The organism is Phycisphaeraceae bacterium (genome assembly GCA_019636655.1).
GTDB lineage: Bacteria > Planctomycetota > Phycisphaerae > Phycisphaerales > UBA1924 > JAHBXB01.
The window spans coordinates 657,501-671,616 of record JAHBXB010000002.1; the positions used below are offsets into that span (position 1 = coordinate 657,501).

General features: G+C 68.6%; 14 protein-coding genes. 8 read left to right on the top strand and 6 right to left on the bottom strand.

The genetic code is table 11. The features are described 5' to 3' along the window. The first annotated feature begins 51 nt into the window (after nt 1–51). The 6 genes from KF745_08200 to ruvX all read left to right on the top strand — a co-directional run bounded on the left by KF745_08200 (nt 52) and on the right by ruvX (nt 4,438). A complete protein-coding gene (locus tag KF745_08200) occupies nt 52–414 on the top strand; it encodes an ATP-dependent Clp protease adaptor ClpS (GenBank protein ID MBX3358395.1) in 363 nt (120 codons plus the stop codon). Next, nucleotides 411–1,388, top strand: a complete 978-nt coding sequence (locus KF745_08205) for a hypothetical protein (GenBank protein ID MBX3358396.1) — start codon at nt 411–413, stop codon at nt 1,386–1,388. Before KF745_08200 ends, KF745_08205 begins: the two co-directional genes overlap by 4 nt. Before the next feature lie 72 nt (nt 1,389–1,460). Beyond that, the gene (locus KF745_08210) at nt 1,461–1,979 is read left to right on the top strand and encodes a hypothetical protein (protein ID MBX3358397.1); all 519 of its coding nucleotides are present in this window, start codon (nt 1,461–1,463) and stop codon (nt 1,977–1,979) included. 63 nt (nt 1,980–2,042) lie between these two features. Beyond that, complete coding sequence (locus tag KF745_08215) at nt 2,043–2,648, top strand: nitroreductase family protein (protein ID MBX3358398.1); 606 nt, start codon at nt 2,043–2,045, stop codon at nt 2,646–2,648. A 52-nt stretch (nt 2,649–2,700) separates the two neighbouring features. Then, nucleotides 2,701–3,849, top strand: coding sequence for a hypothetical protein (locus KF745_08220; GenBank protein ID MBX3358399.1), 1,149 nt, complete (start codon nt 2,701–2,703; stop codon nt 3,847–3,849). Between the two features lie 115 nt (nt 3,850–3,964). Continuing rightward, a complete protein-coding gene (ruvX, locus tag KF745_08225) occupies nt 3,965–4,438 on the top strand; it encodes a Holliday junction resolvase RuvX (protein ID MBX3358400.1) in 474 nt (157 codons plus the stop codon). On the opposite strand, the gene KF745_08230 is transcribed toward ruvX, so the two are convergent. Next, nucleotides 4,435–5,337, bottom strand: coding sequence for an AsmA family protein (locus tag KF745_08230; protein ID MBX3358401.1), 903 nt, complete (start codon nt 5,335–5,337; stop codon nt 4,435–4,437). The genes ruvX and KF745_08230 overlap by 4 nt on opposite strands. Nucleotides 5,338–5,513: 176 nt before the next feature. Here KF745_08230 and KF745_08235 point away from each other — a divergent pair, with 176 nt between their 5' ends. Together KF745_08235 and KF745_08240 are read left to right on the top strand one after the other, a co-directional pair. Then, on the top strand, nt 5,514–6,320 hold the full coding sequence (locus KF745_08235) for a glycosyltransferase (GenBank protein MBX3358402.1): 807 nt from the start codon (nt 5,514–5,516) through the stop codon (nt 6,318–6,320). Beyond that, entirely contained in the window at nt 6,313–7,131 is an 819-nt protein-coding gene (locus tag KF745_08240) for a polysaccharide deacetylase family protein (protein ID MBX3358403.1), read from the top strand. The genes KF745_08235 and KF745_08240 overlap by 8 nt, the downstream gene beginning before the upstream one ends. Here KF745_08240 and KF745_08245 read toward each other — a convergent pair. The 5 genes from KF745_08245 to KF745_08265 all read right to left on the bottom strand — a co-directional run bounded on the left by KF745_08245 (nt 7,128) and on the right by KF745_08265 (nt 14,037). Further along, nucleotides 7,128–8,759: a hypothetical protein gene (locus tag KF745_08245; GenBank protein MBX3358404.1), complete on the bottom strand. Its 1,632-nt coding sequence runs from the start codon at nt 8,757–8,759 to the stop codon at nt 7,128–7,130. The two genes, KF745_08240 and KF745_08245, sit on opposite strands and share 4 nt — an antisense overlap. A 134-nt stretch (nt 8,760–8,893) precedes the next feature. Beyond that, nucleotides 8,894–9,502: a hypothetical protein gene (locus KF745_08250; protein ID MBX3358405.1), complete on the bottom strand. Its 609-nt coding sequence runs from the start codon at nt 9,500–9,502 to the stop codon at nt 8,894–8,896. Between the two features lie 112 nt (nt 9,503–9,614). After that, nucleotides 9,615–12,446, bottom strand: coding sequence for a leucine--tRNA ligase (leuS, locus tag KF745_08255; protein ID MBX3358406.1), 2,832 nt, complete (start codon nt 12,444–12,446; stop codon nt 9,615–9,617). Nucleotides 12,447–13,067: 621 nt separating this feature from the next. After that, on the bottom strand, nt 13,068–13,814 hold the full coding sequence (locus KF745_08260; GenBank protein MBX3358407.1) for a hypothetical protein: 747 nt from the start codon (nt 13,812–13,814) through the stop codon (nt 13,068–13,070). Continuing rightward, nucleotides 13,804–14,037, bottom strand: a complete 234-nt coding sequence (locus KF745_08265) for a helix-turn-helix transcriptional regulator (GenBank protein MBX3358408.1) — start codon at nt 14,035–14,037, stop codon at nt 13,804–13,806. Before KF745_08265 ends, KF745_08260 begins: the two co-directional genes overlap by 11 nt. Nucleotides 14,038–14,116 lie beyond the last annotated feature (79 nt).

Below are 14,116 nucleotides of genomic sequence, written 5' to 3' on the forward strand. Positions count from 1 at the left end.
CCAGCCTCCGCGGCAAGGCCCACCGCGGGCGCCGCCGGCTTAGCATTCCCCGTGGCCCAGGCCCAATCGACCAAGCCGGCGCCCCGACCGAAACTCGATCCCGAGCAGCCCAGGCTCTGGAACGTGGTGCTCCTCAACGACGAGGAGCACACCTACGAGTACGTCATCAAGATGGTCCAGGAACTCTTCGCCCACCCCGTTGAGAAGGCGTTCAAGATCGCCAAGACCGTCGACACCGACGGCCGCGCCGTCTGCCTGACCACCCACCGCGAGCACGCCGAACTCAAGCAGGAGCAGGTCCACGCCTACGGGCGCGACCCGCTCATGGTCGAGAGCAAGGGCTCCATGTCCTGCATCATCGAGCCCGCGGACCTCGGCAGCGACGACGACGAAGACCGGGACGCCGACCGTTGAGCACCGCCCCGCCGCCCGCCGCCGCGCGCCCGGTCGTCATCCAGACCGAGCACCTTGACGCCTCCGCCGCGGCGTGGCTCGCCGAACGCTGCGAGATCGTCCGCTGCTCCAGCGACGATCCCGGCTTCGCCCGCGAACTGGCCCGCGCCGATGGCCTCGTCATCCGCACCTACACCCAGATCACGGACTCCCTGCTCGCCCAGGCGCCCCGCCTGCGCGTCGTCGGCCGGGCGGGCGTCGGCGTAGACAACGTGGATCTCGCCGCGTGCGCCGCTCGCGGTGTCGCCGTCGTCAACACCCCCGCGGCGAACACCCGGGCGGTCGTCGAGTTCGTCACCTCGCTCCTCTTCGATGCCATCCGGCCACGCGTGGCCCTCGACCGGGCGCTCCCCACCTCCCAATGGAAGGCCCTCCGGTCCGAGTTGATCGCCCCGCGCCAGGCGAGCGACCTCACGCTGGGCATCCTTGGCCTGGGCCAGATCGGCTCCCAGGTCGCCCGTGTCGGCGCCGCCCTCGCCATGCGCGTGATCTACCACGACCTGGCCGAGATCCCAGAGCCCGGCCGGCACGGCGCCGTTTCGGTGCCCCTCGCCGACCTGCTCGCACAGTCCGACGTCCTCACCCTCCACGTCGACGGCCGGCGCTCCAACCGGCACTTCATCGCCGCTCCACAACTCAACCTCATGAAGCCGGACGTGGTGCTCATCAACACCTCGCGGGGGTTCGTCGTCGATCCCGCCCCGCTCGCCGCGTTCCTGAAAGCCAACCCCGGTGCCGCCGCCATGCTCGACGTCCACGACCCCGAGCCCTTCGACCCCTCGTTCCCGCTGCTCGGGCTGGCCAACGCCAGGCTCTCGCCGCACATCGCCGCGGCCACCGCCACCGCCCACCGGAACATGTCGATGGTGGTGCGCGATGTCTGGCGGGTGCTGCAGGGCCTCGCTCCGGAGTTCCCCGCCCGTTCGGACGACTAGGCCCGCCCGGGGGCGGCGCCGCCTCGGACCGCCCCGGCGCGCCTACACAACTCCGCCGCCACGGAGTCCCCGATGTTCCTCTCGCCGCTGCTGTCCGCCGTCCTGATCTTCCTCGCCCGCATCGCGGACGTCTCGCTCGATACGCTCCGGCTGGTCTCCATCATCCAGGGCCGTCGCGGCGCCGCGTGGGTGCTCGGGTTCCTGCAGGTCCTGATCTGGCTCTACGCCGTCTCCAGCGTGCTGAGCCACATCCAGCAGATGCCCTGGCTCGCCCTCCCCTACGCCCTCGGCTACGCCACCGGGAACTACGTCGGCGTCACCATCGAGCAGTGGCTCGGCTACGGCGTGCAGGTCGTCCGCATCTTCACCCGGCGCGGCGCCCAGACCGCCGCCATCCTCCGCGGCGACGGCTTCGGCGTCACCGAGATCGACGGCCGCGGCAAGGATGGCCCCGTCTCCATTCTCACGATCGTCACCCGCCGCCGCGCCGCGACGACCGTCACGGTCCGCGCCCGCGAACTGGATCCCGCCTGCTTCTTCACGATCGATGATGTCCGCTTCAAGTCCGCCCCGGTCCCGGCCTCGCCCTGAGAACCCGCGGCCGCGCGACACCGCCGGCCTCGCTAGGCTTTCTTTCACGATTGGAGGCCCGCGATGCGCAAAGACGCCCCGACCGAGCACCCCGTGCACGAACTGGTCCGCCAGCGCTGGAGCCCGCTCGCGTTCGATCCCGCCCGCTCGATCGATCTCCCCACCCTCGCCTCGCTCTTCGAGGCCGCCCGCTGGTCGCCCAGCGCGTACAACGAGCAGCCTTGGGCGTTCATCTACGCCCGGCGGGAGGATGCCAAGGCCTTCGACCGCATCATCTCGTGCCTGGTTCCCGGCAACCAGACCTGGGCGAAGCGCGCCTCCGTGATCATGATCACCGCCGCCAGGCAGGCCTTCGAACGAAACGGCAAGCCCAACCGGCACGCGGGCCACGACATCGGCCAAGCCGCCGCGTGGATGACCGTGCAGGCCGAGTCCGTCGGCCTCCGGGTCCACCAGATGGCGGGGATCGACCCCGAGAAGTGCCGCACGGAACTGGGTATCCCCGCGGGGTGGGACGCCCTCACCGCGATCGCCATCGGCTTCCCCGACAGCGCCGAGACCCTGCCGCCGGACCTCCAGGCTCGAGAGACCGCGCCGCGCTCCCGCAAGCCGATGAGCCACGTGGCCCACGCCGGGACCTTCGACGCTCCGCCCAACTTCGCGGGCTGAGCCTCCCCGGCGGGCGTGCAGCCGGGCGGCGAGGCGTGTACATTCCGCTGCTATGCGATACGCGATGATCATGGCCGGTGGATCGGGCACCCGCCTGTGGCCGATGAGCCGCAAGGAGCGCCCGAAGCAACTCCTGCCGCTGATCCCGCGCGACGGCGGAGCCCCCGTCTCGCTCCTCGAACTCGCCGCCCACCGCCTCGAAGGCCTGATCCCCGCCGAGCGCCGCTACATCTGCACCGGCGAGCAGTACCGCCACGCCATCAAGAGCGTCCTCCCCGAGTTCTCGGATGACCGGATCCTCGGCGAGCCCACCGGCCGCGACACCGTCAACGCCGTCGGCTTCGCCGCCGCGGTCTTCAACAGGATCGACCCCCCCACCGCCAAGGACCCCGGCGCCATCTTCGCCGTCCTCACCGCCGACCACATCATCGAGCCCGAGAACGCCTTCCGCGAGCGGATGGACCTCGGCTTCCGCCTCGTCGAGGCCGATCCCGCCCGCCTGGTCACCTTCTCGATCAAGCCCACCTACGCCGCCACGGGCTTCGGCTATGTCGAGCGAGGCGCCCCGATCACCGACACCGCCGACCCCGCCCGCGCAAGGAGCCCACAGGCCTTCCGCGTCGCCCGGTTCGTCGAGAAGCCCAACGCGCAGCGCGCCCAGGCCTACGTGGAATCGGGGCACTTCGGCTGGAACAGCGGGATGTTCGTCTTCAGCGCCGCCACCGTGCTCGACTGCCTCAAACGCTTCAAGCCCGAGAGCCACGCCGGCGTGATGCGCATCGCCGAGGCGTGGGGAACGCCGCGCCAACGAGCCGTCCTCGACGAGGTCTACCCCACGCTCCCGAAGATCAGCGTCGACTACGCCATCATGGAGCCGGCCTCACGCGACCACGCCGTCTCCATCGCCACCGTCGTCATGGACCTCTCCTGGATCGACGTCGGCTCCTGGCCCAGCTACGGCGAGACCCTCCAGCCCGACGCCACCGGCAACCGCCGCGGCGGCGAGGGCGGCTCCTCGTCGATCATCCTCCAGGGCCGAAACAACCTCGTCGTCAGCGACAACCCCGGCCACACCGTCAGCATCCTGGGCGCCGACGACCTCATCGTCGTGCACACCAGGGACGCGACGCTGGTCATGCCCCGGAGCAAGGCCGAGGAACTCAAGTCGCTGCACGCCGTGGTTGATGAGAACCTCAAATAGGTGAACCTCTATCCGGTGCAGCCGCGATCCCGCCCGCCGCCCCGGAGCGTCTCGCACCGCCCCGCAACCCCCTCGAACACTTGCCCCCGCCACCGCAACCCGGTGTAATGTGCCCGTGCGCTACCTCGCGATCGACCTCGGCGACAAGCGGACCGGCCTCGCCGTCGGCGACGACGAGACCCGGATCGTCTCCCCCTTCGACGTGATCCAGGTCCCTCTCTCGGTCAACGGCGGCGATGCGCTCCTGGGCGCCCTCGCCCGCGCAATCGAGGAGATCCTCGGCTACTCCGCTCAATCCAAGGGCGAACTGATCGTCGGCCTCCCGCTCAACATGGACGGCACCGAGGGCCCGCGGTCCAAGGTCGTGCGCTCCTTCGCCGCGCGCCTCGGCGCCCGCGTCAAACGCCCGATCCGCTTCCAGGACGAACGCCTCTCCTCCGCCGCCGCCGACTGGTCGATGGCCGGCTCCGGCTTGACCCGCGGCGAGAAAAAGGAAAAGCGCGACGCCCTCGCCGCCGCGGCGATCCTCAACGACTTCCTCGCGACCATCCCGCCAAAGCCCCGCCCCAACCCGCCGCCGGGCCCTTAGTTCTTCTTCTTCGGGATCAGGTCCCCGATGCCCTTCTTCGCGTCCTCGAGGCCCTTCTTCAGATCGTCCCCGGTCTTCTTGATGTCCTCGACCGCCTTCTGCGCCTCCGCCTTCACATTCTCCACCGTCCCCTTTGCATCACCGATCACCTGCATCCCCAGCCCCTTGAGGTCGTCCAGCTTCGCCAGCGAACCCTGGAGGTCGCTCAGCACATCCGCCGGGATCAACCCCCCGCCCCGCTCCACCGCCGCGTTCATCAACGCCTGCACCACGATCCCCGCCAGTTCCGAGATCGTCACCCCCGTCCCGCCCACGCCTGTCCCCGTCTTTCCCACGTTCTTGAGCGCGATCTCGTCGATGGGCACCTCCACCTTGCCGATCCCACCCGGAGCATCAAGCAGTTCCAAGTGCACCTTCACGTTGCGGATCGTCAACTCGTTGATCACCAACTTTTTGTCCGATCCCGACGACGACGGCTTGGGCTCTGCGCCCTTTGGCCCGGAGACCTTCTGGATGTTGTCCAGGATGACGTTGTAGTTCCCCTTCCCGTCCTTGCGTTGCAATCGGACGTCGATGTCCTCCAGCCTGAACTGCGGCACCTCGATCACGTCACTGGTCAGCGAAGCCAGCGACACCTTCACCCCTCCCTCGCCCAGCGCCAGGAAGTGCGGCGCCGAGTACCCCGCGGGGGAGCCGACGCTCAGACCCGTCAGCGAAAACCGCCCCGAGAGAAGCCCGAGGCTGACCCCGTCCACCCTCGTGGGAACCCCAAGGGCATACGTCCCGCCCTTCTCGATACCCGACTTCGCCAGCGACCCCGCGAAGTACACCACCCCACCCACGGCCACCATGAGGAGAACGACCAGCACCACCACGGCGATCAGCAGTTTCTTGATCATGCACCAACTGTATCAAGCCGGCCCGGTCCGACGGCACGCCACCCACCCCTATCACCACCTCCCGTCCCACCCCGTTTCAGCGTAGAATCGCCCTTCGTTCGGTCACGGAACGGTCAGTCCGCTCGTGCGGCCCGGCCTCCTCCGCGGCCGCAGTCCCCGCGATGCACGGAGGCTTGATGGCGACAACGACTCCCGCACCGGTCTTCGGCGGCGCCCTCCGCGCCCCGGTGCGCGTCGAAGTCCCCGTGCACCGCGCCGCGGTCATGGCCGTCCTCATGCCCGTCTACAACGAGGGCGAACAGGCCGCCCAGGTCGCCCGCGACGTCACCGCCTTCGCGCAGACCCGCCCGCAGCACGACTTCACCTTCGTCCTCGACGGCTGCAGCGACAACACCGAGCAGGTCATCCTCGACCACCTCGCCGGGTACCCCGGGGGCAACGTCCACGTCCTCGCCCTCCGCCGGAACCGCGGCAAGAACGGCGCCATCCGCGCCGGTCTGCGCCGGACAAACGCCCGCCTCGTCTGCTACCTCGACGGCGATCTGGCCTACTCCCTCGACCACCTCGATGCGCTGGAGTCCGCCCTCGCGACCCACGACGTCGCCATCGGCTCCCGCAGCCTCGTCGCCCGCGAGGAGGGCCGCCCCGGCCTGCTCCGCCGAATCCTCGGCTCTACCTTCAACACCATCGCCCGCGCCATCCTCGGCATCCCCTTCCGCGACACCCAGGCCGGGCTCAAGGGCTTCCGCATCGACGCCGCCCGCCGGCTCTTCGCCCAGCAGCGCATCCGCAACTTCGCCTTCGATGCCGAACTGCTCTACCTCGCGTGCCGGGACGGCCTTTCCGTCGCCGAGATCCCCGCCCGCGTGAACCCCGGGCACGCCGCCATCGGCTCCAACGTCCGGCTCGTCCGCGACTCGCTCCGCATGCTCGCCTCCCTCATCCAGGTGCGCCTCGACGACTGGCGCGGCCGGTATGACTGACCGCGCGGTCCTGACATTCGACGCTGAGGAGTTCGACATCCCCCTCGAGTTCCGGCGGCAGATCTCCGACGCCGATCAACTCCGCATCGGCGCCGACGGCTTCGCCGCGGTCCTCGACATGCTCGACCGCACCGGCGCCCCGGCCACGTTCTTCATCACCGCCCGCCTCGCGCTGCACAGCCCCGACCTGGTCCGCCGCGCCGCCTCGCGCCACGAGATCGCCTCGCACTCCTGGAGCCACACCGGCTTCGCCCCCGACCACCTCCGCCGCTCCCGCGAAACGCTGGAGTCTGTCTCGGGCGCTCCGGTCATCGGTTTTCGCATGCCTCGCATGGCGACCGTGGACCACGCCGCCCTCGCCGAAGCCGGGTACACCTACAACTCCTCCGAGAACCCCACCTGGCTCACGCGCCGCGCCTCGCGCACCGAGGGCCCCCTGGGCGCCTATTTCTCCGGCCCCCTGCTGAACATCCCCGCCACCGTCACGCCCATCCTGCGGCTCCCTCTCTTCTGGCTCGCCTTCAAGCGGATGCCCACGCGCCTGTTCCGGAGCTGGACCACCGCGTCGCTCCGGTCCCGCTCCTACGCCAGCCTCTACATGCACCCGTGGGAGTTCACGGATCTCGCGCACTCCGGGCTCCCCTGGTGGATCCGCCGCCCCGACGGCGCCCGGCTCCTGGACCGCCTCGCCGCCTACGCCCACTGGCTCCGCGAACGCGCGACCCTCGTCACCATGGCCTCACTCGCCGAATCGATCCGGCGCGGCAACCTCGCCGCGCCGGACCGCGAATCCGCGCTGCGATCCCGCTAGGCGCGGCGCGACGGCGCCGCGCTCTCGCCGTCGTCCTCCGGTCCGGCCGCGTCGATCCGGTCCCCGCTGGGCTTCACACGCCCCAGCGCGCCCGGCAACTCGATCCCCGCCTGCATCGCCAGCTCGTGCAGCCGCGGCAAGGCGTTGACCATTCCGGCCAGGAAGTCGCTCGTCGCGTTCCGGCCCGCGCCGTTCGTGCCCGTGTCCCACACGGTGATCTTGTCGATCTTCAGGTTCTGGATCGCCTTCACCTGCTCCGAGACCAGCTTCGGCAACTGCTCGATCAGCAGCAGCGTCGGGCCCACCGCCGGATCGACGCCGCACGCCTCGATCAGCTTGCGGTACCCCTCCGCCTTGGCCTCCATCACCTTCTGCACGCCCGCCGCCTCCGCCTCGTACTTGGCCAGGATCGCGTCCGCCTCGCCCTGCGCCTCGATGCGCCGCTTCTCGGCCTCCGCCATCGCGGCGATCTCGATCCTCCGCTTCTCGATCTCCTGCGGGACCACCGTCTCCTTCGCCAGCCGGGCCGTCTCCTGCTCCCGTTCCGCGATCAGGATCGCCTCGGCCGCCTTCGCCGCCGCGGTCTGCGCCCGCCGCTTCGCCTCGGCCTGGATCTCGCCCAGTTTCGCGTTGACCTCCGCGATCCGCCCGCGCGCCTCGTTCTCGCCGGTGGTCGCCGCCGCCTCCGCCTGGGCCACCTTGACACGCTGCTCCTGCATCGCCTGCGCCTTCGCCGAGGCCGTCTCCGCCTCGCGCTGCGCGATCGTGATCTCCCGGTCCCGCTTCGACTGCGCCTCGCCCTGCACCGCCTGGGCCTCCAGCGCCGCCACGCGGATCCGCTGCTCCTGCTCCGCCTCCTTCTCGCCCTGGGCCGACGCCGCGGCCTCCTTCGCCACGCCGATCGACTTCTCGCGCAGCGCCGTCGCCTCGCCCGTCGCGCCCTCCCGTTCCTGCTGCGCCACGTCCACCTTGGCCCGGTTGATCGCCTCCGCCGCGGCGCGCCGGCCGATCGCCTGGATGTACCCGCTCTCGTCCGTGATGTCCCGCACGTTCACGTTGATCAGGTCCAGGCCGATCTTGTTGATCTCCTGCCCCACGTTCTCGTTGATCAGCATCATGAACTTCTCGCGGTCGCGGTTGATCTCCTCGATCGTCAGCGTCGCGATCACCAGGCGCAGCTGCCCCAGGATGATGTCCTGCGCCTGCTCGCGTATCGCCTGCGTCGTCAGGTTCAGCAGCCGCTCCGCCGCGTTGTTCATCAGCACCGGGTCCGTCGAGATGCCCACCGTAAACGTCGACGGCACGTTCACCCGGATGTTGTTCTGCGACAGCGCCCCCTCCAGGGGGATCTCGATCACCAGCGGCTCCAGGCTCAGGTACGCGTAATCCTGCACCAGCGGCCACACGAACGCGCCGCCGCCGTGCAGGCACCGGCTCGCCTTCCCGCCCCCCACCTGCCCGTAGATCACCAGGATCCGGTTGCTCGGGCAGCGCCGGTACCGCTGCACGATGAACACCAGCATGAACAGCACCAGCAGCAGCAGCCCGCCGACCACCGGCAGCCAGAGCCACGTCGCCGAAGACGATTGCTGCGCCAGCGTGCCCGACATCATGAGCGTCGTGAACATGGACCGTGCCTCCTCTTCCCTTCTGGTCCGGCCGCGCCCCATCGGGCCCGCCCGGATCGTGCGACCACCTCAGCCCGTGCAGACTACCACCTCCCCATCCCACATGGCGTTGTTCGCGTGCCCCCCGCCGCCTGCTACGTCGCCGCCACCGTCACCGTGTTGTCCTCGTTCACCCGAGTGACGCGGACCCGCGTCCTGGTCGGCAACTCCCCCGCCTCCGAGACCGCGTTCACAATCCGCTCCCGCGAGCCGATCACCAACCGCACCTGTCCCCGCCCGGCCCCCGCCGCGGGAACCCCCACATACACATCCCCCTCCGCGCCCATCGTCGCCTGCAGCGGAACATTGCCGCTGCTCTGCAGGTCGTGCATCCCCTTGAGCATCAGCGCCAGCGCCCACACCATCGCCACTCCCGCCGCGCAGCCGATCAACACGCTCACCGGCACCGACAGCCCCGACCCCTTGTACGCCGCCAGCGCCGCCCAGCCGAACCCCATCATGAACGCGCAGATGCTCTGAAACGACAGCACCTCGAACGCGTGCGTCGAGCCGTGATCCCCCGCATCCGATGCGTGCCCGCTCAGGCTCCCGTGCGCCCCGCCGTCCGCAAAGTCCGTATCCAGCCCCAGGTGCCCGTCCCCGCCCACCAGCATCAGCAGCAGCCGCACCACGAAAATCCCCGTCCCGAACAGCGCCGGCACCGAGAACCACGCCGCACCGTTGTCGAACAGCAGACTCATCATGGCACACCCCTTTCGAAACCCATGGAATGGTATCGAAGCCTTCGCACAAGGGTATTAGGACCGGACTCATTCCGGTTTCGCAGCAACGCCCCCCGCTTTCCCCTCTCCCCCGCTACTTCGCCACGATGTTCACCATCTTCCCCGGCACCACCACCACCCGCTGCACCGTCTTCCCCGCCAACAACTCCTGGATCTTCGGCTCCTCCAGCGCCGCCGCTTCGATCGCCTTCGCATCCGCGCCCGCCGCCACCACGATCTTCCCCCTGACCTTCCCCATGATCTGGATCGGGATCTCCACCGACGAATCCGCCGCCAGGCTCATGTCCGCCACCGGGAACGCCTCGTCGCACGCCAGCCTCGAATACCCCAACCGCGACCACAACTCCTCCGCGATGTGCGGCGCAAACGGGCACAGCATCAGGATCAGCCCCTCCCCCGCCTTCCGCGCCAGCCCCTTCCCCTTCGCCACCACCGTCGTCAAGTGGTTGTTGAACTCGATCAACTTCGCGATCGCCGTGTTGAACGCCAGCCCCTCGATATCCCTTCTCACCCCCGCGATCGTCTTGTGCAGCAGCCGCAGCGTCGCCTCGTCCGGCTCGTCCGCCACCACCGTCGCCGCGCCCGTCCCCTCATCAACCACGTTCCGCCACACCCGCTGCAGGAACCGGAACAGCCCGATCATGTCCCTCGTGTTCCACGGCTTCGAGGCGTCCAGCGGCCCCATGTACATCTCATACAACCTGAACGTGTCCGCCCCGTACTGCGCGATCACATCATCAGGGTTCACCACGTTCTTCAACGACTTGGACATCTTCGCCACGACCTGCGTCACCCGCTGCCCCGTCGCCTTCTCCACGAACGCCCCCTCCGACACCTCCTCCACCTGGTCCGTCGGCACCAGCGTCTTGTCCCCGCGCTGGTACGAATACGCCGTGATCAGCCCCTGGTGGAACAACGTCTTGAACGGCTCCGGCGTCGACACGTGCCCCAGGTCGAACAGCACCTTGTGCCAGAACCTCGAATACAGCAGGTGCAGCACCGCGTGCTCCGACCCGCCGATGTACAGGTCCACGCCCCCCGCCTCCCCCTCACCCATCCAATACCGCTCCGCCTCCTCCGAGATGAACTCCCCCTGGTTCTTCGGGTCGCAATACCGCAGGTAATACCAGCAACTCCCCGCCCACCCCGGCATCGTGTTCAACTCCCGCCTCACCGGCGTCTCCGCGGCCAGCACCTCCGCCGACACCCCCGCCGCGCCCGCCGTCGTCTCCGCCCACGCCGTCGCCTTCGCCAAGAGCGGCCGCGGTTCCTCCGACTCCTCCGGCTGATAGTCCGCCAGTTCCGGCAGCACCACCGGCAGCGCCCCCTCGCCCACCGGGTAGTGGTTCCCCGCCGCGTCCCACACGATCGGGAACGGCTCGCCCCAATACCGCTGCCGCGAGAACAGCCAGTCCCGCAGCCGGTACACCACCTTCCCCGACCCGATCCCCTTCTCCTCCAGCCACTCGATCATCCGCGCCTTCGCCGGCCCGATCTCCATCCCATCCAGGAACTCCGAGTTGATCGCCTGCCCCTCCCCCGTGTACGCCTTCCCGCCCGCCGCCTCGAACCCCTCCGGCGGCCTCACCGTCCGCACGATCGGCAGCCCGAACCGCTCCGCGAAGTCCCAGTCCCGCTGGTCCTGCCCCGGCACCGCCATGATCGCCCCAGTCCCGTACCCCATCAGCACATAGTCCGCCACCCACACCGGGATCGCCTTCCCCGTCGCCGGGTTGATCGCGTTCACCCCCGTGTACACCCCCGTCTTCTCCTTCGTCTCCGCCATCCGGTCCACATCCGACCGGTTCCGCGCCTCCCTCACATACGCCTTCAGCCCCGCCGTCTCCGCGGCGTGCGCCCGCTTCGACACGATCCGCTCCACCAGCGGATGCTCCGGCGCGATCACCATGTACGTCGCCCCGAACATCGTGTCCGGCCGCGTCGTGTACACCTGCAGCGACCGGTACTCCGCGATCTCCTCCGCCAGATCGAAATCGATCAGCGCCCCCTCCGACCGCCCGATCCACTCCGTCTGCTGCGTCCGCGTCGATTCCGGCCACGACACCAGCGCCAAATCCCTCAGCAGCCGCTCCGCGTACGCCGTGATCCGGAACATCCACTGCTTCAGCGGCTTGCGCAGCACCGGGAAGCCCCCGCGCTCCGACCGCCCGTCCACCACCTCCTCGTTCGCCAGCGCCGTCCCCAGTTTCGGACACCAGTTCACCACCTGCTCGTCCACGTACGCCAGCCGCTGGCGATCGATGAACGCGCGCCGCTCCTCCTGCGTCAGTTCGTGCCACCGCCGCACCCCCACCGCCTCCCCCGTGATCGCCGGCGCCACCGCCTGCTCCACCCCGAGCCCCGCCACCTCGCCGAACACATCCACCCCGTACCGCCCCCGCTCCAGCCCCTCCACCAGTTCCCCGATGGGCCGCGCCCGGTCCTGCTCCCTGTCGTACCACGCGTTGTACACCTGCAGGAAGATCCACTGCGTCCACCGGTAATACTCCGGATCGATCGTCGCGAACTCCCGCGACCAGTCGTAGCAGAACCCGAAGCGCTGCAACTGCCGCCGGAACGTCTCGATCGCCCGCCGCGTCGTCACCGCCGGGTGCACCCCCGTCTGGATCGCGTACTGCTCCGCCGGCAGCCCGAAGGCATCCCACCCCATCGGGTGCAGCACGTTGCACCCCGTCATCCGCTTGTACCGGCACACGATGTCCGTCGCCGTGTACCCCTCCGGATGCCCCACGTGCAGCCCCGCCCCCGATGGGTACGGGAACATGTCCAGCGCGTAGAACTTCGGCCGCCGCCCGTCAAACCCCGCCTCCCCAGGCCCCGCCACCTTGAACGTCCCCCGTTCCTTCCACACCCTCTGCCACCGCCCCTCGATCTCCTCCGCCATCGCCGCGGAATACCGCTGCGCCGGCTCATCTCCCGCGGCGGACCCAGAACGCTCATCGCCAGTTCGTTGCTGCATATCCCCGCAGTCTAAGTCGCCCCCACCGCCCCAGTGTGAGCCAGGCGCCCCGCCTCCCCCACTCTCCACGTCCCCGCCCCCTTGTCGCCCCGCTCCCCCAGATACTCCGGTGGGGCAGGCGTCCCGCCTGCCATCTTCCCCTCCCCTCCTCCTTCCTCCCTCATCCTCCCTCTTCCTTTTCTCTTCCTCTCTCTTCTCACCCCTCTCCCCCTCCTCTCCTTCCGGCCCCGAAGGGGCCGAGGCCTGTAGCCACGGGTGAAGCGACGCCGCCCCGGCGTCGCGCAACCCGTGGACCCCGACCCTCAATCTCCCCCGCCCCGGAGGGGCGGAGGAACGCCCACCCTCCCCGCCCCCTTGGGGCACACGCCCCTTTGCCAGAGGCGCACGAGCAACACGAGCAGCCTCTGATCACGCCCCCCAAACTCCTCCCCGCCCGAGGCGGCTCGATGCCGCCAAGGGCGTGCAGCCGATGAACTGGCCGCCCGCGGAGCGACCGGCTGCCTCACCAGCGTTGAAACAACACGCCTCCTTCCTCCATCGCCTCTTCTAATCGACAGTGGGCAGCAACGAAACGAATGGAGCACGCGAAAACGACGCCTTCAGCGTGGTGGCCTTGGTCTTGGGCTCAGTGATCCGATAGTCCGCGTACCGCAGAAACGCGACCAAGACATCATCCACCACGACACGATCGCCAGTTGTAATAAACGAGAGCATCAAATGCAACCCAACGTGTGGATAGTGGCAATCTATGTTGGCATTATCGCGCGATGTCTTGATTTCCAGACCATCCGGAACGCGTACTGGCTTCTTCTCCTTGCCACGGACCGCTGCTCCGAGTTCTTTATCAGATCGCGTCCTCGTAGGTAGTTTCGAGTAGTCAAGCGTCTTGATGTACAGGTCCGGGTAATCACTCTTGCTATTCCCGACGAGTTCTCCGCTCGGATACCTAGATCGCAATCGTCCCGTAACGACGATGCTGACCGTATCCCCGGCAACAAAATCGAGGAGCACCCCTTCCATAGCTAAGAGCTCGTCGATGCGTGCCACCTCAGACGGCGCGTCGATCTGCAACCTCAGTGCTGCCCACACATCACGGAGCTGAGCGGGCGAGTTTAAGACCTCCTCTACATAGAGTCGCAAGCTAGGCGCTTCCTTGGCAAGCCAAGGCACGAGTGTCTTTGCCGCCAGCATTGCTCGATCGTACCACGCGAGTTCAACGGGCGCGTAGGATTCCAGTTCAGGCTGCGCCGCCTTGATTTGCTCGATTACGTGTGCGAGCGGCTCATTCGCCATTCTCGCCCTCTCCACCGAAGAGGTCCGCCGCCGGGACGCCGAGGGCATCCGCGATCCGCCAGACGTTCTTGATCCCCGCGTTCCGCTCGCCACGCTCAATCCCACCGATGTATGTCCGATCAATCTTGGCGAGACGCGCCAACTCCTCCTGACTCAGCCCCTTCTGTCCGCGGATCTCCCGCACGCGCTTGCCGAACGACTTGAGGACATCCCGCTTCGCCATCAGCAGAATCGTGACCATGGAGGTCGATCCGTCCACGGACTATGAGTACCATCTGACGCGTGTCTACCCACGATCCATC